General features: G+C 44.2%; 18 protein-coding genes. 13 read left to right on the plus strand and 5 right to left on the minus strand.

What is annotated here, in order from left to right; all coding sequences use genetic code 11:
- Window positions 1–105: 105 nt before the first annotated feature.
- The 3 genes from BJP37_RS10660 to tsaB all read right to left on the minus strand — a co-directional run bounded on the left by BJP37_RS10660 (window position 106) and on the right by tsaB (window position 3170).
- Window positions 106–1098, minus strand: coding sequence for an endo-1,4-beta-xylanase (locus BJP37_RS10660; RefSeq protein WP_075898699.1), 993 nt, complete (start codon window positions 1096–1098; stop codon window positions 106–108).
- Between the two features lie 3 nt (window positions 1099–1101).
- A complete protein-coding gene (gene dprA / locus BJP37_RS10665; protein ID WP_075898701.1) occupies window positions 1102–2238 on the minus strand; it encodes a DNA-processing protein DprA in 1137 nt (378 codons plus the stop codon).
- Window positions 2239–2423: 185 nt separating this feature from the next.
- Window positions 2424–3170 carry a tRNA (adenosine(37)-N6)-threonylcarbamoyltransferase complex dimerization subunit type 1 TsaB gene (gene tsaB, locus BJP37_RS10670; RefSeq protein WP_075898703.1) on the minus strand — a complete coding sequence of 249 codons (747 nt, stop codon included), beginning with the start codon at window positions 3168–3170 and terminating at the stop codon, window positions 2424–2426.
- A 69-nt stretch (window positions 3171–3239) separates the two neighbouring features.
- On the opposite strand from tsaB, the gene BJP37_RS10675 reads away from it, so the two are divergent.
- The 3 genes from BJP37_RS10675 to BJP37_RS10685 all read left to right on the plus strand — a co-directional run bounded on the left by BJP37_RS10675 (window position 3240) and on the right by BJP37_RS10685 (window position 7471).
- Window positions 3240–4517 carry a valine--pyruvate transaminase gene (locus tag BJP37_RS10675; protein ID WP_075898705.1) on the plus strand — a complete coding sequence of 426 codons (1278 nt, stop codon included), beginning with the start codon at window positions 3240–3242 and terminating at the stop codon, window positions 4515–4517.
- A gap of 89 nt (window positions 4518–4606) precedes the next feature.
- Window positions 4607–6352: a histidine kinase dimerization/phosphoacceptor domain -containing protein gene (locus BJP37_RS10680; RefSeq protein WP_075898707.1), complete on the plus strand. Its 1746-nt coding sequence runs from the start codon at window positions 4607–4609 to the stop codon at window positions 6350–6352.
- A gap of 12 nt (window positions 6353–6364) precedes the next feature.
- On the plus strand, window positions 6365–7471 hold the full coding sequence (locus tag BJP37_RS10685; RefSeq protein WP_075898709.1) for a hybrid sensor histidine kinase/response regulator: 1107 nt from the start codon (window positions 6365–6367) through the stop codon (window positions 7469–7471).
- Window positions 7472–7672: 201 nt separating this feature from the next.
- On the opposite strand, the gene BJP37_RS38915 is transcribed toward BJP37_RS10685, so the two are convergent.
- Window positions 7673–7831: a hypothetical protein gene (locus BJP37_RS38915; protein WP_158069520.1), complete on the minus strand. Its 159-nt coding sequence runs from the start codon at window positions 7829–7831 to the stop codon at window positions 7673–7675.
- Window positions 7832–7983: 152 nt separating this feature from the next.
- Between BJP37_RS38915 and BJP37_RS10690 the strand changes: the two genes are divergently transcribed.
- The 5 genes from BJP37_RS10690 to BJP37_RS10710 all read left to right on the plus strand — a co-directional run bounded on the left by BJP37_RS10690 (window position 7984) and on the right by BJP37_RS10710 (window position 17007).
- Window positions 7984–9060, plus strand: coding sequence for an RRXRR domain-containing protein (locus tag BJP37_RS10690; RefSeq protein WP_075898711.1), 1077 nt, complete (start codon window positions 7984–7986; stop codon window positions 9058–9060).
- A gap of 63 nt (window positions 9061–9123) precedes the next feature.
- Window positions 9124–10659 carry a ferredoxin--nitrite reductase gene (locus tag BJP37_RS10695; RefSeq protein WP_075898713.1) on the plus strand — a complete coding sequence of 512 codons (1536 nt, stop codon included), beginning with the start codon at window positions 9124–9126 and terminating at the stop codon, window positions 10657–10659.
- A gap of 127 nt (window positions 10660–10786) precedes the next feature.
- Window positions 10787–12160: an ABC transporter substrate-binding protein gene (locus tag BJP37_RS10700; protein ID WP_075898715.1), complete on the plus strand. Its 1374-nt coding sequence runs from the start codon at window positions 10787–10789 to the stop codon at window positions 12158–12160.
- A gap of 452 nt (window positions 12161–12612) precedes the next feature.
- Entirely contained in the window at window positions 12613–14136 is a 1524-nt protein-coding gene (locus BJP37_RS10705; protein ID WP_075898717.1) for an MFS transporter, read from the plus strand.
- 627 nt (window positions 14137–14763) lie between these two features.
- Window positions 14764–17007 carry a molybdopterin oxidoreductase family protein gene (locus BJP37_RS10710; protein WP_075898719.1) on the plus strand — a complete coding sequence of 748 codons (2244 nt, stop codon included), beginning with the start codon at window positions 14764–14766 and terminating at the stop codon, window positions 17005–17007.
- Window positions 17008–17052: 45 nt separating this feature from the next.
- On the opposite strand, the gene BJP37_RS10715 is transcribed toward BJP37_RS10710, so the two are convergent.
- Window positions 17053–17268 (minus strand): hypothetical protein, encoded by a 216-nt coding sequence (locus BJP37_RS10715; protein ID WP_075898721.1) that lies wholly within the window; start codon window positions 17266–17268, stop codon window positions 17053–17055.
- 254 nt (window positions 17269–17522) lie between these two features.
- Between BJP37_RS10715 and BJP37_RS10720 the strand changes: the two genes are divergently transcribed.
- From BJP37_RS10720 to BJP37_RS10740, 5 genes are all read left to right on the plus strand, one after another.
- Window positions 17523–18284: a DUF429 domain-containing protein gene (locus tag BJP37_RS10720; protein WP_075898723.1), complete on the plus strand. Its 762-nt coding sequence runs from the start codon at window positions 17523–17525 to the stop codon at window positions 18282–18284.
- A gap of 13 nt (window positions 18285–18297) precedes the next feature.
- Complete coding sequence (locus BJP37_RS10725) at window positions 18298–18504, plus strand: hypothetical protein (protein WP_075898725.1); 207 nt, start codon at window positions 18298–18300, stop codon at window positions 18502–18504.
- A 5-nt stretch (window positions 18505–18509) separates the two neighbouring features.
- Window positions 18510–19577 (plus strand): magnesium chelatase ATPase subunit I, encoded by a 1068-nt coding sequence (gene bchI, locus BJP37_RS10730; protein WP_075898726.1) that lies wholly within the window; start codon window positions 18510–18512, stop codon window positions 19575–19577.
- Between the two features lie 298 nt (window positions 19578–19875).
- Window positions 19876–21276, plus strand: a complete 1401-nt coding sequence (locus tag BJP37_RS10735) for a CHAT domain-containing protein (protein ID WP_075898728.1) — start codon at window positions 19876–19878, stop codon at window positions 21274–21276.
- A 4-nt stretch (window positions 21277–21280) separates the two neighbouring features.
- Window positions 21281–21463 (plus strand): hypothetical protein, encoded by a 183-nt coding sequence (locus tag BJP37_RS10740; protein ID WP_075898730.1) that lies wholly within the window; start codon window positions 21281–21283, stop codon window positions 21461–21463.
- The last annotated feature ends 13 nt before the right edge of the window (window positions 21464–21476 follow it).

Raw genomic sequence — 21476 nt, forward strand, 5'->3', positions numbered from 1 at the left:
CCCATCTCCCCATCTCCCCATCTCCCCATCTCCCCATCTCCCCATCTCCCCATCTCCCCACACTCTTCTTAATTATGGGTATTCAACCAGACTTGATATTACTTTTTAAGCATCAATTTTCAAAACCTCCACCATCGCGTGATAAGCAGCTTTAGGACGATAGGATTGATCGAAAGGTAGAGGGGAATCTGGTTTACCAAAGAAATCCGGAATCCAGGAATGATGATCGGCAAATTCCCAAGTTAAGAACGCTGTGCAATTGGGAGCCTCTAGACAAACTTGCAGGATATCTCGATATACCTGTGTCTGAGCAGCCACCCGTTCTTCTTGTGTGCCACTACCATCATGGATTTTTACGTCCATCTCCGTGACCTGAACCTGCAATCCCAACTCACCCAGACGTTTCATGTTTGCTGCTATGTCTTCTGGCTTAGGAGGATTTTGGATACTAACGTGCATCTGAAAGCCAATGCCGTGAATTGGGACATCCCGTTGCCGCAATTCTTTGACCATGGCATAAATTGCATCTGACTTTGCCCCAAGTCCTTCTCCAGCGTAGTCGTTATAAAACAAGGGAACTGTGGGGTCAGCTTCATGAGCCCAGCGAAATGCCAACTCAACGTATTCTGGTCCAATGCCGCGCAACCAAATTGTATCTCGTTTCTTTTGTCCTGCTGAGTCTTGGTCTGCTACCGCTTCATTGACCACATCCCAAGCTGCTAATTGTCCCCGATAGTGACCAACAACAGTATGAATATGTTGTCGCAGGATATGGATTAACTCTTCTTTTGTCCATTGTCCGTGGGTTAGCCACCAAGGCACACTATGATGCCAAACCAGATTATGACCGCGCACCTGCATCTGATTGGCTTTCGCAATGGCCACAAAGTTATCAGCAGCTTCAAAATTATAGTGATGGCGTTGGGGCTGTAGCGCCTCAAACTTCATGATATAAGTTGGTGTGACAATATTATATTCGCGCATCAACACCTCCCGATAACTAGAATCGTCCCGCAACGGTTCCATGGACACTCCCGTTCCAATCGCCAATTTGCGCTTTTGTGCCAACGAACGTAAATTACTGTTATTTGTATTCATGCTTCATATTTCAGTGATTAATCTTCGATATCGCATCCCTGGTGACTGAGACACTAATCCCATTAGTTCCAACTGTAACAAGGCACTGGATACTGAGCCTGCTTCTAAAGCTGCTTGCTGGACAATAATATCGAATGGGGTTGGTTCAAATGCGATCGCATGCAACACTTTTGCCAATTCTGGCTCTAAGGTCGGTACAGGTAAAGCGGGTAAAGGTTTTTCTAGAGCCGAGTGGGGGTCAAGTTCTGGAATAGCTCCGAGCATTTCCAACAAGTGACCTTCACTTAAAATTACATGGGCACCCCGATTTAACAGTCCCAAACAACCGATAGAATTGGGATTATCTAAGGAACCTGGTAGTGCATAGACATCCCGACAGAACTCATTGGCTAACCTAGCAGTAATTAGCGCTCCGGACTTGTTAGGCGCTTCCATCACCAAAACTGCACGGCTTAAACCCGCAATAATCCGATTCCGTTGGGGAAAGTTGGAGCGTGCGGGTTTCGTACTGGCTGGATACTCACTAAGTATCAATCCCCGCTCCTGAATTTGTTTATAAAGATAACTATTGCTCAAGGGATATACCACATCAAGGCCAGTTCCCAAAACTGCTATTGTCCTACCACCCGCTTCCAGACACCCGCGATGGGCTTGTGTATCAATTCCCACTGCCATACCGGACACCACTGTAAAACCATGCTTAGCAAGGGTAGCACTGATTTTACGAGTCCAACGTTTACCGTATTCGGTGGGATTGCGAGTACCCACAATACCGACTATCGGCTTGCTACCGTAATTTTCTCGTAGATCGACTAGTCCGCTATAGTATAGCGTTGCGGGAGGACTAGGAATTTCTAGTAACAAGCGGGGATACTCCCCATCCGCTGGTGTCCAGAAACAAGGATTTTTGACCAAGTGTTGCTTGAGTAGCTGTTCCGGATTAGTTTGCCCACGCATTTTCACTACTCTTTCGATCAGCCGCACCCCGAACCCCTCAACTGCTCCTAACTCTGAAGCTGAAGCTTTCCAAGCCTTTGCTAGAGTCCCAAACTGTTGCTGTAGCCGTTGGAGCAATACTGATCCGATACCGGGAACTTCGGACCATGCCAGCCAGTACACACGTTCTTCTTGCTTGGTCAATCGCTTCGCTCCAATTATAAATTATCAATTCAAAATTCAAAAATACCCCATCAATCCAATTATAAATTATCAATAATTCAAAATTCAAAAATACCCCATCAATTCAATTAGAAAAAACCTATAATTTTCTTCATTCTTAATTCTTCATTCTTAATTCTTCATTCTTAATTCTTCATTCTTAATTCTTAAACTGGATGCTGTCCATAAAACGGCAGTACTTCTGACCAGTTGGGGCGCTTTCCCTGTTGCCAATCGAGATAAGCAAGTTCCAAGACACCCTTAGCATAACTCCCCAAATTTGCTGGAGCCTTTAGCAATCGTATTGGTGTTTCCAAGGTATCTAAAACTTGTTTCCATTGATCTGAAGTCATTACAGCATCTGGTAATATCTTCCTCAGCCCCAGACCAGCTATTGATGGCTGATAGATGGCGGTATACAGCTGGCCTCGTTGGGCAGGCATTTGAATGGCAATCTGAGTGCTGTTCGCGTAGCGTGCGCGTAGCGCATGTGCTGAGTATTGAGTGCTAATTGCTGAGTGCTGAGTGCTGAGTGCTGAGCCCGAGTTGTCTTGATACATAGCTCCCTCTTCCCCCTCTTTCCCCTCTTGCCCTAACCACGCGATCGCTGCCAGTGTAGAAATGCCAAACAGGGGAATATGTAACTGTTGTGCTAGGGTACGAGCAGTAACTATACCGATACGGGTACTCGTAAAGCTACCCGGTCCGATAGCTACCGCAATGAATTCTAAGTTTTCCCAAGTTTGGGAATTCAGAAATTCAGTCAAGTGCTGATGCAATTGACCAGACAACTCTCGCCCTAAGTCCCAAGTTTGGCAGCGGGTATCCCTGGCAAAGTTACTGATCACTAGCCCCAATTGAGGACTAGTGGTGTGAAGGGCAAGAGCATATTTATTTGGTTCGAGAATCGGCATTTTTGGTATGATTTTCGATTGGAGAACTCTTGATCAAGTACCCTCAAAGCCAAAAGGTTATCACTATCCATGGATCCTACCCTGACTCAAATTGGGACTCAGATGTCCGAACTTACTGGTGTCCGAGCGATTATGAAAGATATTATCGAAACGCTACGAGCTGGTCAGGGACAAGATTGGATTAATCTCAGTGCAGGGAACCCAGTGATTTTGCCAGAAGTCGAGCAACTCTGGCGCGATTGCACGGCACAACTATTGGCTAGCTCAGAGTATGGTGAGGTGATTTGCCGCTACGGGTCATCTCAAGGATATCAACCTCTGATCGATGCGATCGCAAAGGATTTCAATCAACGCTACGGTCTTTCCCTAAGCGATCGCCATATCCTGATTACTCCCGGTTCTCAATCCATTTACTTCTACGCCGCTAACGCTTTTGGTGGTTACACCAGCAGCGGCCAGCTCAAACAAGTTGTCTTGCCCCTTTCTCCAGAATACACTGGCTATGGAGGAGTAAGCTTGACTCCAGAAGCAGTATATGCATACAAACCTACTCTAGAAATTAATCACGAGCAACACCGTTTTAAGTATCGCCCTGATTTCAGCCAATTGAAGATTAGCGAAGAGACTGGCTGTGTAATTGTTTCCCGTCCCTGTAATCCCACTGGCAATGTCCTCACCGATGAAGAAGTAATCAAAATTGCCGAAATAGCCACACCATTCAATGTGCCAGTGTTGATTGACGCAGCTTATGCTCCACCGTTTCCAGCACTGAACTTTACCGAAATGACACCAGTCTTTCGAGACAATATCATCCACTGTCTGAGTTTATCAAAAGCTGGACTACCTGGGGAACGGGTTGGTGTAGCCATTGGACATCCCGAGCTAATTAGCATTTTGGAATCCTTCCAGACCAATCTTTGTATTCATTCGTCCCGCTATGGACAAGCTATTGCAGCAAAAGCGATCGCATCTGGAGCACTCCCTGAGATTGCCACTAATGTGATTCGCCCCCACTACCAGCAAAAGTTTGTGACCCTTGAACTGACATTAGACAAATCCATGCCCAAAGACTTGCCTTGGTTCTTGCATCGGGGTGAAGGAGCTATCTTTGCTTGGTTGTGGTTACAGGATTTGCCAATTACCGACTGGGAACTGTATCAAAAGTTGAAGCAGGTGGGTGTGATTGTAGTGCCTGGCAGTACATTTTTCCCCGGCTTACGAGAAGACTGGTCTCACCAGCAACAGTGCATTCGCATCAGCCTTACCGCTACTGAAGAAGAAATTGAAATCGCCATGCAGCGTTTGGCAACATTGGTCGAGGAAGTCTATCGGATGGGGTCAAGTTAGTGTTTCCTAGCAGGTGTTGTGATAATCTAACACCGTTCCAGAGTAATTGTTCGATGAGTACTAATTAAATAATATTCCCATTATAACAGATGGAACAGCAGCAGCTAGCACAAGTGTTGGAAACTGGCGATATAGGGGAGTTGCTAGGCATTATTAACCAGCCTAACTTGCTCACAACCCTTGACTCTACACAGATGTGTAGGATTATCAAGGGACTTGGGCAAGTAGTGGAACAACAAACTGCTCAGTTAAATCAGGTTAATCAGCAATTACAACCGGAAATTACCAACTGTAAGCAGGCTCACGAGAAATGGAAACAGGGTGATCAGCAATTGGAATACCAATTTCAAAAACAGACAACGGAATTGTCCGAAGCTAATCATCAGCTGCGACAAGCAAAAGAGCAACTAGAGGCAGTTTTGGATGCTGTACCGGGAGCGGTGTCTTGGATTAGTGCTGATGGTCGATATCTTGGGGTTAACCGACATCTGGCTCAGAGCCTGCAATTACCTCCAGAGACTTTTGTCGGTCAAGAGTTGGGTTTTCTGGAGAGCAGCCCTCAGTTTGTCGGCTTTATGACTCAGTTTCTCGCCTGTCGGGACTCAGGATCTTCCCAGGTGGTTGAGCTCAAAGTGAAAAATTCTTCGAGATATTATCTAATTGCCGCTCAGAAGTACCAGCAAGGTGCTGCAGCCGTGTGTGTAGGGATTGATATCACCCAGCATAAACAGGCAGAATTAGCTCTACAACAGCTCAACCAGGAACTAGAACTGAGAGTCGAACAACGGACTTCTGACCTACGGGAAGTCAATGAACAACTTCGCAAAAGTGAGGAACAATTTCGCCTGATTTTTGAACTCTCTCCCATGGGTATGGCAATTACCAGCACTGATAACTCCGTGCTAAAGGTTAATCAAGCCTTTTGTGACACGGTTGGTTACACAGCCGAGGAACTGAGGCAGAAAAAGGCTACAGATATTATCTACCCCGATGATTTCACAATTAACCTTACCCCGAATCAAGAGTTGTGGCCAGGAAGAACATCCCACTTTCAGATGGAAAATCGCTTACTGTCGAAAGATGGTAGAGTTATCCATGTTTTGACCAAGAAAGCAGTTTTAGTCAGGGATGCTCAAGGTAAGCCCCGAAAATTTCTGTATCAAATTGTAGATATCACCGAACGCAAGCAAGCGGAAAATCAAGTTAGAGCCTCTCTAACCGAAAAAGAGGTTTTGCTCAAAGAAATTCATCACCGGGTCAAAAATAACCTGCAAATTATTTCTAGCCTACTCCGCCTACAGTCGAGGCAACTTGAAGATCCACAAGCATTAAGTTTGTTCAAAGATTCCCAGCATCGGGTTCAATCTATGGCTCTGATTCACCAGCAGCTGTATCAATCCCCAAATTTAGCCCAGATTAATTTCGGAAAATACATTCAAACCTTAACCAATAACTTGTTCCGTTCCTACGGGATTAACCGACAGACAATCGCCCTCAATATTGAAGTTACCACAGCTCCCTTAACCATTGATGTAGCTATTACCTGTGGGCTAATCATCAATGAATTGGTGTCTAATTCACTCAAATATGCCTTTCATGAACATAAAGAGGGTAAGATTGAAATCAGTCTAAGTTCAGATCAACAGGGTCAGCTAATCCTTACGGTAAGTGATAATGGTATTGGTTTACCGGACAATTTAGACTTTCAATCCACTAAATCCCTTGGTTTGAGTATTGTTCGTAACTTGACTGCACAACTGGGGGGTAACATCATCCTTGACTGTAGCCAAGGCACTAGATTAAAAATAAACTTTCCCCATTCACTGGATCTCTAGGGCAAGTCGAGCATGACCAAGAAAAAAATCCTAGTTGTTGAAGATGAAACACTTGTGGCTATGGATATCAAGAATAGCCTCAAACTTTTAGGGTACATGGTTCCTGCTGTGGCTGTATCTGGAGAAGAAGCAGTTAGAAAAGCTGAGGAAATCCAACCGGATTTAATCCTGATGGATATTCGTCTGAAAGGGGAAATAGATGGAGTGACTGCTGCAAGGCTGATTAGGACAAAATGGAATATCCCAGTGGTCTATTTGACTGCCTATAGCGATGAGCTCACCCTAGAAAGAGCTAAGATAACCCAACCCTTTGGTTACCTTCTGAAACCATTTGAGGAAGAAGAACTGCGAGTTACCATTGAAATTGCCCTTTCTCGCTTTCAAGCAGAAGCAAAAATCCGTCAAGCACTAGTAATAGAACAGGAGCTTAGAGAGCAAAAATCTAGCTTTGTCTCTATTGTTTCCCACGAATGTCGTACACCTTTGAGTAAAGTTATCCTAGCTACTGAATTGTTAGAACGCTATAGCAAACATTTGGTCAAAGATAAACATCGCAAGTATTTTGAACAAATTAAAGGATCTATCCAAGATATGAGACAACTCTTGGATGAAATTATATTTATTGAAAAAGCAGAAGGAAACAAGCTAACTTTTAACCCAACTCCAATTAACCTAGTAGAATTCTGCTCTGATTTGATAGAGCAGATGCAGTTGGCTACCGGGGGGAGCCATAGGATTATTTTTACTCCTCAAGGTAATATTCCTGATGCCTATATGGATACCCAACTCCTTCGATATATTTTCAATAACTTGCTATCCAATGGGATTAAGTATTCTCCTGAAGGGGGAACGGTAGAGTTTCAGTTAACCGTGGAAGGTAACTGGGCAATTTTTAAAATAACAGACTCGGGAATTGGTATTCCCGAACAAGAGCTTTCTCACCTGTTTGAACCTTTCCAGCGAGCTAGCAATGTTGGGGATATTCCTGGTACAGGTCTAGGATTATCGATTGTTAACAAGAGTGTAGAGCAGCACCGTGGTCAAATTTTGGTAGATAGCCAGGTTGGTGTAGGGACTTTGTTTACGGTTAGACTACCCCTGTCTAGTCACTGGGAGTAATATCAAGTTCGGTTGAATTTCCATCATCAAGACGATTGATGGAGAGATCACGCACCGAACCCTGGCCCAGGGAGATTTTTATTCGGCAGGAAGTCAGGGGACTTGGAGTAACTGCATAATGCAGTTTTTACATTTAAATTATGTTAATTTTTAATTAAAATTATTATTTAGTAACAAAATATACAAAATATTAGCATTACTTTAAATTAATTTATCGACATCAAGAGTAGTGACATCAGAGGCTCTGGACAAAACTTCTGGCAATTGAGCAAAAGGCAACGAGGGAACAGCTGTCAATAACCCCACCCTAAGAGGATGGGGCTTGGTAGACAACCAACTACCGTGATTGACGCTTACCATTGAGCCGAATCCTGGTAAGAACTTCCAGATGCTTCCCCAGTCTGGATCTCTTTAAAACTGTGTTGTCAGTTGCTGCTTTGGGCAGGACATCTTGGATTCGGTGGTCAAGGGGACAGGGTAACCTAAATACTTTTCTCGTGAGGTTTATCACCATGTTACGAGTTCCAGTAATTTCACCTGATGGCAAACCATTAATGCCGACAAAAGCTTCTCGCGCTCGCCGCTGGCTGCTATGCGGTCTTGCCGTTGTTTATCCAAACGATCTAAATGTTTTTGCTGTTCAGCTAGTTAATCAACCATCTGGAAATCAAACCCAGGATATTGCCATTGGTATTGACCCCGGAAAGATGTTTTCTGGTATGGCTGTTCAGTCAAGTAAAATCACTCTTTGGACAGGACATCTGATCTTGCCTTACAAGAAAGTTCGAGAACGCATGGATACTCGACGAATGATGCGAAAAACTCGTAGAAGTCGTCGAATAGATCGCAAGGTTGCTTACTCACAAAGGTCTCATCGGCAAAAACGATTCTCAAACCGTAGAGTAAAAAGGGTTCCCCCTTCAATTAGGGCAAACCGTCAACTAGAAAATCGGGTAACAAAAGAGCTTTGTTTTTTGTATCCAGTAAATGTCATCGTCTATGAAGTGGTCAAGGCAACAGGGCGCAAAGGGTTTTCTCCTGTGATGGTAGGCCAGTATTGGGCAATCTCTCAGTTGGAGCAAATAGCCCCAGTAATTCAAAAACAAGGCTGGGAGACCGCTTTAAAAAGAGAGGCATTAGGACTAATAAAAGACAAAACTGACAAAAGTCAGCAAACAGTTAATACCCATGCAGTAGATGGAATAGCCCTAGCTGCTACTCATTTTTTTCGACGCAAAAATTATTATCACCGCAACGGAAAACTGAGTGTTCCAAAAAACTGTGATGTAACTAATGCTGTGTTTTCAGTCATTAGACGTGCCCCCATAAGTCGTCGCCAGTTGCATCTATTGCAGTTTTCTAAGGGTGGGAAACGACGTAAATACGGTGGGACAACCACTAGCCATGGTTTTCGCAAAGGAGACTATGTTGAGGCGGTTAAGGCTGGGAAACAAGCACGAGGTTGGGTGAGCGGTGAGACAGTAAGGCAAGTTTCTGTTAGCGATGTTAACTGGAAAAGAATTGGACAATTTACTGCCCGAAAAGTCCGACTTCTAAAACGTTCAACGGGATTAATTGTAAACCACTAATTGGAGGCGCGGCTTTCCTCCCCACCAAAAGAGAAGGATGGGGTATCCAGCCGCGAAGATTTGATGACCAGCGCAGCTAAGCCAGCCGCAAAATTGAACAAATTTGAGAAATTCAAGGCAAAGAAAGATGGTCTTGCCATTAAGGAACAAATAGAAGAGTTTGCCAGAATTGGCTGGGAAGCAATAGATCCAGATGACCTACAGCATCGGCTTAAGTGGATGGGTGTCTTTTATAGACCTGTCACTCCAGGCAAGTTCATGCTAAGGATGCGGACACCCAACGGGATTCTCAACAGCACTCAGATGCAGGTACTAGCTGAGATAGTCCAGCGCTATGGTGAAGATGGTAGTGCTGATATCACAACCCGCCAAAACACTCAGTTGCGAGGTATCCGCATTGAAGACATGCCTGATATTTTCCGCAGGTTCGAGCAAGTTGGCTTAACTAGTGTCCAATCGGGTATGGACAATGTCCGCAATATTACTGGTTCTCCCATGGCGGGGATAGATGGCGATGAATTAATTGACACTCGGGATCTTGTCCAAAAAGTACAGGACATGATCACTAATAACAGCCAAGGGAATTATGAGTTTACTAACTTGCCCCGTAAATTTAATATTGCCATTGAAGGGGGTCGGGATAACTCAGTCCATGCTGAAATTAATGATATTGCCTTCGTGCCTGCCTACAAAGATGGAGAACTAGGCTTTAATGTAGTCGTAGGTGGCTTTTTCTCAGCCAGTCGTTGTGAAGCTGCTGTTCCCCTCAATGCTTGGGTACTGCCTAATGATGATGTAGTTGACTTGTGTCGTGCTATCCTAGAAGTATATCGGGATAAAGGCTCCCGGGCGAATCGGCAAAAATCCCGGATGATGTGGTTGATTGATGAGTTGGGGATTGACAAGTTCCGGGAGGAAGTCAGCAATCAGTTTGGTAGAGAACTCCCTACCGCTGCTCCTGACGATGAAATAGATTGGGAAAAGCGAGACCATATCGGTGTCTTTGCCCAAAAGCAACCAGGTCTGAATTATGTGGGTTTACACGTTCCCGTTGGTAGGCTTTATGCTCAGCAGATGTTTGATCTGGCACGGATGGCTGAGGCTTATGGCAGTGGCGAAATCCGCCTTACGGTTGAGCAGAATGTGATTATTCCGAATATTGCGGATGCTAATCTCGACGCTTTCTTAGCTGAACCCCTCTTGCAGAAATTTACCATTGAGCCCAAACCCCTAGAACGGCTTCTAGTATCTTGCACAGGAGCCCAGTTCTGCAAGTTTGCTCTGATAGAAACCAAAAATCGTGCCTTGGGAATAGTTCGGGAACTCGAAGAAAAGTTAGATATACCAAACCCGGTGCGGATTCATTGGACAGGTTGTCCCAACTCTTGTGGTCAACCCCAAGTAGCTGATATTGGTTTGATGGGAACCAAGGTGCGTAAAGACGGTAAGTCTGTTGAAGCAGTCAATATTTACATGGGTGGCAAAGTTGGCAAAGATGCTAAACTGGGCGAGTGTGTGCTCAAAAGTGTGGCTTGTGATGACTTACCAGAGGTCTTGGGCAATATACTGATCGAGAATTTTGGAGCAAAATCCCACTAGGTTAGTGCTTAGTTGGACCTCATCGCTAATTCCTCATAACTGTTGTCAAAGATTAATGGTTAATGGTTAGGTAATGGTGAAAACTTAGTTTTCCATTTTCCATTGTCCATTAATCGGAAACGACAATATGGAGCGCCGCAAGTTTCTCAAATACATCGGCTGTGCCACGGTAGGATGTGGCTTTAGTGCCTGTAGCTCAAATAATCTATTCGATTTCCCAAAACGCGATCGCTCCTCTGAGCCCACTCAACGACCTCCGGCTAACTTTGGTAAGTTAGAAAAAACTAACCTGACCATTGGCTTTGTTCCTGTAACTGACTCTGCTCCTTTAATCATTGCCAAAGAAAAGGGCTTCTTTCAGCGTTATGGTTTGAATGTGGCTCTTAAGAAATATCCTGACTGGTCAGCGGTTCACAAAGACTTACTATCATGGGGTATAGATGCCTGCGTTGCCTTGTTTGGATTGCCAATGCTCACCAATTTTGGTTCAGCCAAGGCACCAGTGATATCTCTAATGATGCTCAATCGCAATGGCGCTGGAATCACCTTTTCCAAAAAAGCTTGGCAAGGTGCTATTCGTCCTTCAACGGAGTACTATAATTTCCCAGATTTTGCCAACTCCTACAGGAAATACATTAGACGATTAACCGAGCCCCTAAAAGTAGGGATAGACTTGACCAACTCCATGGCAAACTATACCCTTCTCTACTGGCTATCAGCTATGGAGATTAATCCGGAGAAACAGATTAAGCTAATCGAGTTTCCACCATCTCAAATGGTATACAAACTCCAAGCTGGGATAGTAGATGGCTACTGTTTAGATGAGCCCTGGAACCAAAGAGCAGTTGTAGACCAGGCTGGATTTACGGTTTATGTAAGTCGGGATATTTGGAAAGGTCATCCAGGAAAAATACTAGCAACCATGGGACCTTGGGCAGAAAAACATCCCACAACCGCCCGAGCCTTAGTAGCGGCTGTTTTGGAAGCTTGTCAGTATTGTGACCAACTAGAAAATCGCCAGTCAATTGCTCAGATTATATCTAGGAGCAAATACATCGACACTAAAGTAAGCTATCTGGAAGCTTCTTTACTGGGCAACTATAATTATGGTGGCTTTGACCAGAAAGACCGATTTGAAGCAATCCCTGATTTTAATTTATTTCACTTCCAAGATACAGACTATCTGAAAAAGCCCAATCATGCTAATTATCCTTGGCGCTCCCATGGTGTTTGGCTGCTAACCCAAATGATTCGCTGGCGTCATATTAACCGACGTCAATATCCCAAGGATGCGGATAAAATTATCGACCGGGTTTATCCAGTGAAAATTTATGAAGAGGTTGCCAAGGCGTTGAAAATCGATCTACCTAGTGAGCGTATGAGGATTGAACCTGCTGATGTGTTTGTGGATCAAAGAGCATTTGACCCTAGTCAGCCAGTTAATTACCTCAATGGTTTCGATATCCGAGCTGATCGTTCTCAGTTAATCGGCTTGGCTTAACTTAGGAATAAACCTCAATTCATTCGAAAATTAAGCAACACCCCAATTTTCTGGCTCTGATGTAACCATTGAATATAAATTATGCATTTAATTCATCACCAGAAATAATTTGTAACAAATCATACGAAACTTATGTTTCAGGGGTGTCACTATTAGTACCTGAACAATAGTATTAAGTTAACCTCAGAAAAGTAGTATCTATGGGCGAGTACTTTAGCAATCAATTCCGAAAGAATTACCCTAAACCAATAAGCTATAGTATTCAAACTAATAGGTAACTTTAATCAGTCAGCAAGTTGATGGCAACCGATCAGCTGGATTGTTTTGAAAGGGATTCTTTGGAGTAGTTTTTGGAGGAGACTAAATCCACCCAAACGTTCAGCTTTTATCACTAATGCTGTTGGTGCGTTAATCTTCTGTTTTCGTAGTTTGAGTAGAGGAAAGGTATATAGATGCTCGCAGAAATGTGGTCGTTTCGTGGTAGGTATAAAATCCTCCACATGACCTGGTTTGCTTTCTTCCTATCGTTTGTAGTCTGGTTCAACTTAGCGCCCCTAGCAACACAGGTGAAATCAGACTTCGGTCTCGAAGTAGGTCAAATCCGAACCATCGCAATTTGTAACGTTGCCCTGACAGTTCCTGCCCGTATCATCATCGGGATGCTGTTAGATAAATACGGACCAAGAATCACCTACTCCCTGTTGCTGATGTATGCAGCAATACCTTGTATTGCTTTTGCCTCGGCACAGAACTTTAGTCAACTGGTGATTAGCCGCTTGGCACTGAGTATTGTAGGTGCAGGTTTTGTGATTGGCATCCGGATGACCGCAGAATGGTTCCCTCCCAAAGAGATTGGTTTAGCCGAAGGGATTTACGGGGGCTGGGGTAACTTTGGTTCTGCAGCAGCAGCCTTTACCCTACCTACCATTGCAGCATTTTTAGCCTTTGGCAGTCCTGGTCTGAACTGGCGCTTTTCCATTGCTGGTACTGGGATTATCGCTGCTCTCTATGGTGTCCTCTATTATTTTAACGTCCAAGATACTCCCCCAGGCAAAGTTTATCAGAAGCCCAAAAGCGCCAGAGGAATGGAAGTCACCACTAAGAAAGACTTCTGGTTTCTGATGGTGATGAATGCTCCTCTATCTATCATTCTTGGTGTTCTGGCTTGGCGCTTGAATAAAGTAGGCTTTTTCGAGCAAAATGTTCTATATATCGTCTGGGCTGGTCTACTTGGGTTGTATCTGTTCCAAGCTTACAACTGCTGGGTGGTTAACAAAGATTTGTTAGCAGGTCGTAAGCGCTATCCTCCTGAAGACCGCTTTAATTTTTCTCAAGTTGCCATTCTAGAGTTGACCTACGTTGTTAACTTCGGTTCTGAATTAGCTGTAGTTTCTATGCTCCCTGCCTTCTTTGAAGGCACCTTCGGACTGAGTAAACAAGCAGCGGGGATGATTGCTGCTAGTTACGCCTTCATGAACTTGATGTCCCGTCCTGGTGGTGGTTTAATCTCTGATAAACTGGGTAGCCGCAAGATGACCATGGCAGTTCTAACATTCTGTATGGGTATTGGCTATCTGATCTTCAGTACGATGAACGGAGGCTGGTGGCTTCCTGGTGCGGTACTGCTGACCATGGCTTGTTCCTTCTTTGTCCAAGCTGGAGAAGGCTCTACCTTTGCCATCGTACCTCTGGTCAAGCGACGGATCACCGGTCAGGTGGCTGGTAACGTGGGTGCTTACGGAAACGTGGGTGCTGTTGCTTACCTGACTATCTTCAGTTTATTACCAGCAGGGGATGTGGGTAACCGCATATTCTTCCAGGTGTTGGGTGTTTCAGCTTTGGTTGTTGCCTTCCTGTGCTTCCTAGTCTTGAAAGAACCTAAGGGTTCCTTTGCTGAACTCCATGAAGGGGAAGAAGAATACGCTACTGCTGCTAGCCCTGCTGCCGCTATGGAAACTGGAGACTTAATGAACTAGTTCCTTTGTAGGTCTAGTTGAAAGCACTCGCTTACTAGATGGCTCAAAAATATGTAGATAGAAGTGGGGCAATCTTAATTAAGATTGCCCCAAAACTCACGAAATAATCGCTTCTTAAACAAGGAAAAAAATGGCTCTTCCGTACTTGTTATGCTAAATTAGCACTTTGCCAAAGGGAGCAGGGAGCAGGGAGCAGGGAGCAGCAGGAAGAGGCAGCTATATTGGAAAAATTTATTGTTAAATAGCCTCATAACCCTTACACAGTAAGCTTTTTGGTTTTTTTTAACTATAAATTTAGCATAGTAGGTACTGAAGAATCAAAAAAAATAGTCAACCTTTAGCAGTCAACCTTCAGCTATCAGCTCTTCAAGACTTAACCTGATTTTGAATTAACAAAAATTTTCCCAAAATCCTATCGAAAGATATAATTGCTCTTGAAAAATCCTTAAAACGGGAAATAATGTAGCGAAGTAGCTAACTAATTTATGATTAATTTTAAATTAACATTTATTATAAATAACTGATAGTTGATATAAGAAATATTAATCATAAATTAATAAAAAAAACTATTTAATATAGTTACAAACTATAAAAATAGTAAAAAAAAAAAAATTGGGGGAAAACATCATGACTGACTCAGCTAAGACACTCTGTCCCTACTGTGGGGTTGGCTGTGGTCTGGAAGTATTGCCTCCAGCTGGTTCTGGTCGTGCTACCTATCGAGATAGTCAAGGGAATCCGATTTGGAAAGTCAGAGGCGATCGCTCTCATCCCTCAAACCAGGGTATGGTTTGTATCAAAGGTGCCAGTGTAACTGAGTCTCTGGATAAAGACCGCCTCAAGTATCCCATGATGCGGGATTCCCTAGATCAACCATTTCAGCCAGTGAGTTGGGATGAAGCCCTAGAGCGAGTAGTGAACCAGATTCAGACAGTCCGCTTCACCCAAGGACCAGAGGCAATTTGTATGTACGGTTCCGGTCAGTTCCAAACCGAAGACTACTATATTGCCCAGAAATTGCTCAAAGGTTGCCTCGGTACCAATAACTTTGATGCTAATTCGCGCCTGTGTATGTCTTCAGCTGTAGCTGGATACATCCAAAGTTTTGGTTCCGATGGACCTCCGTGCTGCTATGACGATTTAGAATTAACAGACTGTGCCTTTTTGATTGGGACTAATACAGCAGACTGTCACCCCATAGTATTTAACCGTCTGCGTAAGCATCACAAAAAGCATCGTCATGTTAAAATGATAGTGGTAGATCCTCGCCGCACGTCTACCGCTAAGCTGGCTGATTTACATCTAGCGATTAAACCGGGTACTGACATTGATTTACTCAATGGCATTGCTCACTTACTATTGCGCTGGGGTAAACTAGACACGGAATTTATTGAGGAGTGTACCAGCGACTTCTCTGCATACGCTCAGATAATTATCAACTACCCACCGGAAATAGTTGCGGAAAGATGTGGTATAGCGGTGCATGAACTTGAGGAAGCCGCTCGCTACTGGGCAAAATCGAAGCGTGTCCTGTCTTTGTGGTCCATGGGAGTCAACCAATCATCAGAAGGTACTGCTAAAGTTCGCACCATCATCAATCTGCACCTGATGACAGGGAACATTGGTAAACCAGGAGCAGGACCATTTTCTCTAACTGGTCAACCTAATGCGATGGGAGGACGAGAAGCTGGGGGACTTGCTCACATCTTACCGGGTTATCGGGTAGTAAAGAATCCCCAACATCGTAGTGAGGTGGAACAGTTATGGAAACTCAATCCAGGGACAATTTCTCCTAATCCTGGTCTTGATGCTTGGAGCATGATCAAAGGTCTAGAAACTGGAGAGGTAGGTTTCTTGTGGATTGCTGCTACTAACCCAGCTGTGAGTATGCCGGATATTGAACGAACTAAGGCAGCCCTAAGAAAATCCTCCTTTACTGTCTATCAAGATGCCTACTACCCCACTGAAACCGCTGCCTATGCTCATGTCTTGCTGCCAGCAGCCCAGTGGAGTGAAAAGACTGGCGCTATGACTAACTCTGAGCGAGTTGTTACCCTTTGCCCCCAATTCCGTAATCCACCAGGGGAAGCCAGACCGGATTGGGAAATCTTTGCGGAAGTAGGGCGTCGCCTAGGCTTTACTAAAGAATTTGACTTTACTGACTCTGCCGCTGTCTATCGGGAATTTGTGCAACTGACCCGTGGACGACTTTGTGACATGACCGGACTTAGTCACGAACGCTTACGGAAAGACGGTCCGATTCAATGGCCCTGCCCTGAGGAGCTCCAAAATCAAGAGTCTTCTGAGTCAATCAGCAATACTGGCAAACGGCTTTATACTGACTTCCGATTCAATACGCCAGATAGCAAGGCAAAATTTGCCGCTTTCCATTCTAAAGGACTGGCAGAACCCCCGTCGGAGGATTACCCTTTGGTGCTGACCAGTGGCAGACTCTATGGTCACTGGCACACCCAAACCCGCACCGGACGGATTGAGAAAATCACCAAAATGTACCCCAATCCGTTACTAGAAATTCATCCCCGTGATGCCCAGAAGCTGGGGATTCAAGATGGGGGTTGGGTAGAAGTGCGATCGCGTCGCGGAACTTGCCGCTTCCAAGCTAAAGTCACTAAAGCTATTACTCCTGGTACAGTGTTTGCTCCCATGCACTGGGGAGCTTTGTGGGCAAATCAGGCAGAAGCTAATGCTCTGACCCATCCCGAATCTTGTCCCATTTCCCTGGAACCAGAATTAAAAGCCTGTGCTGTCAACTTGGTGCCCATCAGTGAAACTGAGAGTATGCGATCGCAAAATCCCAACCAAGAGCCATTAGGAACACCGATTTTACAAAAGCTCAAAGTGTTTAGTTGATTTTTAAAAGTTTAAAGTTAAAAGTTTAAACCTTTCCTTCTTATCTTAATTGCGCTCCCCAAGAGTTTCCCAAACACCTGCCTCACCAAGGGTGATTGGAGTCTCGCTTTGTGTCTGGGCAAAATTGGAAATAGACATAAACGGCACTAAGCCCATCACAAAGGAGCACAAAACGATCAGGAAAGTCATCCTGACCGGATGCTGCCAGTGTTTACTTACAACATGGGAGTGGGTTGTGCTACTAAGATCTTGCATGCTCATGACTAAAACCTCAGAATAGATGTGTACGAATAAAGGGATAGTTCACTGTTGTCTTTGAGGATGCAGTGCATTGTTCCTATTCATGCCAAGTTGCAGGGACAGTCTGCAACTTGGTATTTTTTTATGCACTAAAATCCTTTACATTTTGAATCATACAAAAATTTTTGGAAAAAGTAGCTATATTTACCAAATAAAAACACAAAAAGTAACATTAGTTACTGAATTTAATTAATTTTTGTGAAATACAGTAAGTTATGAGGTTTTTAGGCATAGACCTTGGCTGGACTTCTGGAGCAACTGGTCTTTGTTGCTTAGATTGGTTTGACGGAACCCTAAACTTACTAGATTTAGACCGGAAACAGTCAATCACAGATATCCTGAACTGGATAGACCATTGGTCACCATCTCCAGAACCCGCCATGGTAGCAGTAGACGCTCCTACCCTGATTCCCAACCCTACAGGAATGCGCCTACCGGATAGACTGACCCACAAATACTTTGGTCGCTATCATGCTGGGTGCTATCCCGCCAACCTTCAACGCCCCTTCGCCCAGCGCACTGTAGAATTTGGTCTGAGCCTAGAACAAAGGCAATTTATCCATGCCCCAACCATCACTCCCCAAAAACTAGGGCGCTACCAAATCGAAGTCTTCCCCCATCCCGCTATCGTCCAGCTATTCAACCTCAATCGCATCCTCAAATACAAAAAAGGCAAACTAAGCGAAAGACATGCTGAACTAACCAAACTTCGTCAATATATTCTCGATACCCTACCCACCCTCACCCCTGCTCTAAACTCCCTCTCATCCTCACCCCTTACTTCCAGTCTTTGCGCTTCATTTCTGCCCCAAATCCCCACTACAGGTAAAGCGCTCAAAGCGGCTGAAGACCAGTTAGATAGCATCATCTGCGCCTATGTAGGAGCCCACTGGTGGTATTGGGGAACTGAATTTAATTTGGTGTTAGGAGATCTAACAACTGGGTATATTATTATTCCTGGTTCCAACCAAGAGTAGATGAGGTGAGAGTGTGGGGAGATGGGGAGATAGGGAGATAGGGAGATGGGGGAGATGGGGAGATAGGGAGATGGGGAGATGGGGAGATGGGGAGATGGGGAGATGGGGAGATAGGACAGATGATATTAAAAGCAAAAGGGAAAAGACTGATCAACTCTCAAGGCGCGCACTATGGCAAAATGGTAATCGTCGAGAAAAATCAACCATAACAATTAAGTAATCCCAGTGAGTCCTACTGCCCAAGCGCCCAAGACTACTCGCCGCCTAGTGTTTCCTTTCACTGCCATTGTCGGTCAGGAAGAAATGAAACTGGCATTGCTCCTAAATGTGATCGATCCCAAAATTGGGGGAGTAATGATCATGGGCGATCGCGGCACAGGCAAATCTACTACTATTCGTGCCTTAGCTGATTTATTACCAGAAATCGATGTAGTTGCTGAAGACCCCTTCAACAGTGACCCTAAGGATCCTGACTGGATGGGCAATGGTAACGGAACAGCTGCATCCAGGACTTCGGTCAAGAAAAAAGTTCCCATGATAGATTTACCCTTAGGGGCAACCGAAGACCGGGTTTGTGGAACCATCGATATAGAAAAAGCATTATCTGAAGGGGTTAAAGCGTTTGAACCAGGACTTCTGGCTAAAGCTAATCGAGGCATCCTCTATGTCGATGAGGTTAATCTGCTTGATGACCACCTAGTGGATGTACTCCTAGACTCTGCTGCTAGTGGTTGGAATACTGTAGAACGGGAAGGTATATCTATTCGCCACCCTGCTCGCTTTGTGTTAGTAGGTTCTGGTAACCCGGAAGAAGGAGAATTACGACCCCAGTTACTAGACCGCTTTGGGATGCACGCGGAAATCCGTACGGTCAAAGAACCAGTGCTACGAGTCAAAATTGTGGAAGAACGGGGAGAGTTTGACCAAAATCCTCACCAATATATTGAACAGCACCAATCTGAGCAAGAAGCGTTACAGAAACAGATAGTAATGGCTCAAGAGCGACTTGCTGAAGTAGAAATGGACTACGACTTTCGGGTGAATATTTCAGAAGTTTGCTCAGAACTGGATGTGGATGGACTCAGGGGTGATATTGTCACTAATCGTGCGGCTAAGGCTCTGGCTGCATTTGAAGGACGAACTGAAGTGACAGTGGATGATATCCGCCGGGTAATTACCTTATGTTTACGGCACCGTTTGCGTAAAGACCCCCTGGAGTCGATTGATTCAGGATATAAGGTGCAGAAATCCTTTAACCGTGTTTTTGGGGTTGAAGCAGCTGAAGAAGGTTGAGTTACTGTAGCGCTACCCTTTTTAAAATAATTTTTCTTTCTCGCATAAATAGTTAACTCAAGGCTGATAACTAATAGAGAGCAATCCTAATTAGCAATCCTAATTCCCATTAAATAGGATTGCAGTTACCTATTGCTGTCACAAATATTGACTATTGCGACAGCTAGATTTTTTAGCCATCTGCTGTCAATTGTGCTCATTGTGATCGTAAGTATTCAGCGTTTAGCGTTTAGCTTTCAGCTACTCCTAGTCAGGATAATCCTAAATACTTACGTTTGCTTTTATCCGTGAGGTAACTATGAAAGGAATAGCGAGTAGCTTTAGCTGGTTGCTAGCGACACTACACTTCACCGGAACTATCAGTGCTGTTTCGGTGCAAGCACAAGTCAGTAGACCAATTTATAACCACACTGGCTCCAATGCTCTTACTCAAACTATTGCTCAATCACCAACTGTTAATCCCCCCAACTTTGGACAAGCCCTGGACAATAACCAAGTAGTAGAAGCAGTACCTTTAATTGAACAAACTTGGGAAAAACAATATCAGAATCACCTAGACATCAATTTTCCTGACCAATCAATCACTGTAAAAGAAATTGCTGATACTCTCGGCAAAATCACCAATCAAACTGGTCAAAAGCCTGGTCTTATCTACATGCTTCCGCGATCGCACCAACTAGAACTGGTATTAATTACACCAGAAGGTAAGCCCATTCACAAGCGTGTCTCCGCAGCCAATAAGGAAGCTCTTTTGAGCCTAGTGCAAGAGTTTATCCAAACTATTACTCATCCTATGCGTAGACACACTAAAGATTATCTACCAGTAGCTCAGCAACTCTATCAGTGGATGATTGAGCCAGTGGAACCATACCTTAAAAATCAAGGTATCGATAATCTAATTTTTTGCCTAGGTGGAGGGTTACGCCACTTACCCTTTGCTGCTTTACATGATGGCCAAGAGTTTCTGGTTCAGAAGTATAGCTTAGCACTTATTCCGGCCTTCAAATTAACAGATACTGTCTATAGTGATCTGAAAAATTCCCAAGTTTTGGCTATGGGTGCTTCAGAATTTAATGAACACAATTCCTTGCCTGCTGTGCCGATAGAGTTATCTGTTATCACCCAATATCCTTGGCAAGGAAAATCTTTCTTGAATCGTAAATTTACCATAAATAATCTAAAGTGGCAACAGCGATATAATAAGAATTATAAAATCCTGCACTTGGCAACTCATTCAGACTTCAAGGCGGGAAAACCAAACCAGTCTTATATTCAGTTTTGGGATAGTAAACTGACTTTAGAGGAATTCACTGAATTGCGTTGGCACTCACCAACAATAGAATTATTGGTGCTGAGTTCTTGTCGCACTGCTATCGGGGATAAAGAAGCTGAGTTAGGCTTTGCCGGATTAGCAGTTCGCGCCAATGTCAAGTCAGCAGTAGCTAGTTTGTGGTATGTCAGTGATGGGGGAACCTTAGTGCTGATGAGTGAATTTTATCGGTCTCTTAAAACTGTACCAATTAAGGCTGAAGCGTTGCGACAAGCTCAGATTGGGATGTTGAAACAAACGGTAAGTTTGGCTAGTGTTACTGATCGACCAAATGTATCGTTACCTCCAGAACTAGCATCTCTGAACTATGAAGATTTATCCCATCCCTATTATTGGGCGGCTTTTACTGTAGTTGGTAATCCTTGGTAATAGCTTGCTGTTAGATCAGCTATCAGCTATCAGCTATCAGCTATCAGCTATCAGCTATCAGCTATCAGCTATCAGTTATCAGCTATCAGCTATCAGCTATCAGCTATCAGTTATCAGCCATCAGCCTATGCGCTACGCGCACGCTACGCGAACAGCTATCAGCTATCAGCTGACCACTGACTGCTGACTGCTGATAGCTG

The sequence above is a fragment of the Moorena bouillonii PNG genome (genome assembly GCF_001942495.1).
Taxonomy (GTDB): domain Bacteria; phylum Cyanobacteriota; class Cyanobacteriia; order Cyanobacteriales; family Coleofasciculaceae; genus Moorena; species Moorena bouillonii.

Excerpts from the sequence above, each read along its gene's own strand:
- BJP37_RS10660 (WP_075898699.1), bottom strand. The coding sequence starts at position 1,098 with ATGAATACAAATAACAGTAATTTACGTTCGTTGGCACAAAAGCGCAAA.
- tsaB (WP_075898703.1), bottom strand. The coding sequence starts at position 3,170 with ATGCCGATTCTCGAACCAAATAAATATGCTCTTGCCCTTCACACCACT.
- BJP37_RS10675 (WP_075898705.1), top strand. The coding sequence starts at position 3,240 with ATGGATCCTACCCTGACTCAAATTGGGACTCAGATGTCCGAACTTACT.
- BJP37_RS10680 (WP_075898707.1), top strand. The coding sequence starts at position 4,607 with ATGGAACAGCAGCAGCTAGCACAAGTGTTGGAAACTGGCGATATAGGG.
- BJP37_RS10685 (WP_075898709.1), top strand. The coding sequence starts at position 6,365 with ATGACCAAGAAAAAAATCCTAGTTGTTGAAGATGAAACACTTGTGGCT.
- BJP37_RS38915 (WP_158069520.1), bottom strand. The coding sequence starts at position 7,831 with ATGGTAAGCGTCAATCACGGTAGTTGGTTGTCTACCAAGCCCCATCCT.
- BJP37_RS10690 (WP_075898711.1), top strand. The coding sequence starts at position 7,984 with ATGTTACGAGTTCCAGTAATTTCACCTGATGGCAAACCATTAATGCCG.
- BJP37_RS10695 (WP_075898713.1), top strand. The coding sequence starts at position 9,124 with ATGACCAGCGCAGCTAAGCCAGCCGCAAAATTGAACAAATTTGAGAAA.
- BJP37_RS10700 (WP_075898715.1), top strand. The coding sequence starts at position 10,787 with ATGGAGCGCCGCAAGTTTCTCAAATACATCGGCTGTGCCACGGTAGGA.
- BJP37_RS10705 (WP_075898717.1), top strand. The coding sequence starts at position 12,613 with ATGCTCGCAGAAATGTGGTCGTTTCGTGGTAGGTATAAAATCCTCCAC.
- BJP37_RS10710 (WP_075898719.1), top strand. The coding sequence starts at position 14,764 with ATGACTGACTCAGCTAAGACACTCTGTCCCTACTGTGGGGTTGGCTGT.
- BJP37_RS10715 (WP_075898721.1), bottom strand. The coding sequence starts at position 17,268 with ATGAGCATGCAAGATCTTAGTAGCACAACCCACTCCCATGTTGTAAGT.
- BJP37_RS10720 (WP_075898723.1), top strand. The coding sequence starts at position 17,523 with ATGAGGTTTTTAGGCATAGACCTTGGCTGGACTTCTGGAGCAACTGGT.
- BJP37_RS10735 (WP_075898728.1), top strand. The coding sequence starts at position 19,876 with ATGAAAGGAATAGCGAGTAGCTTTAGCTGGTTGCTAGCGACACTACAC.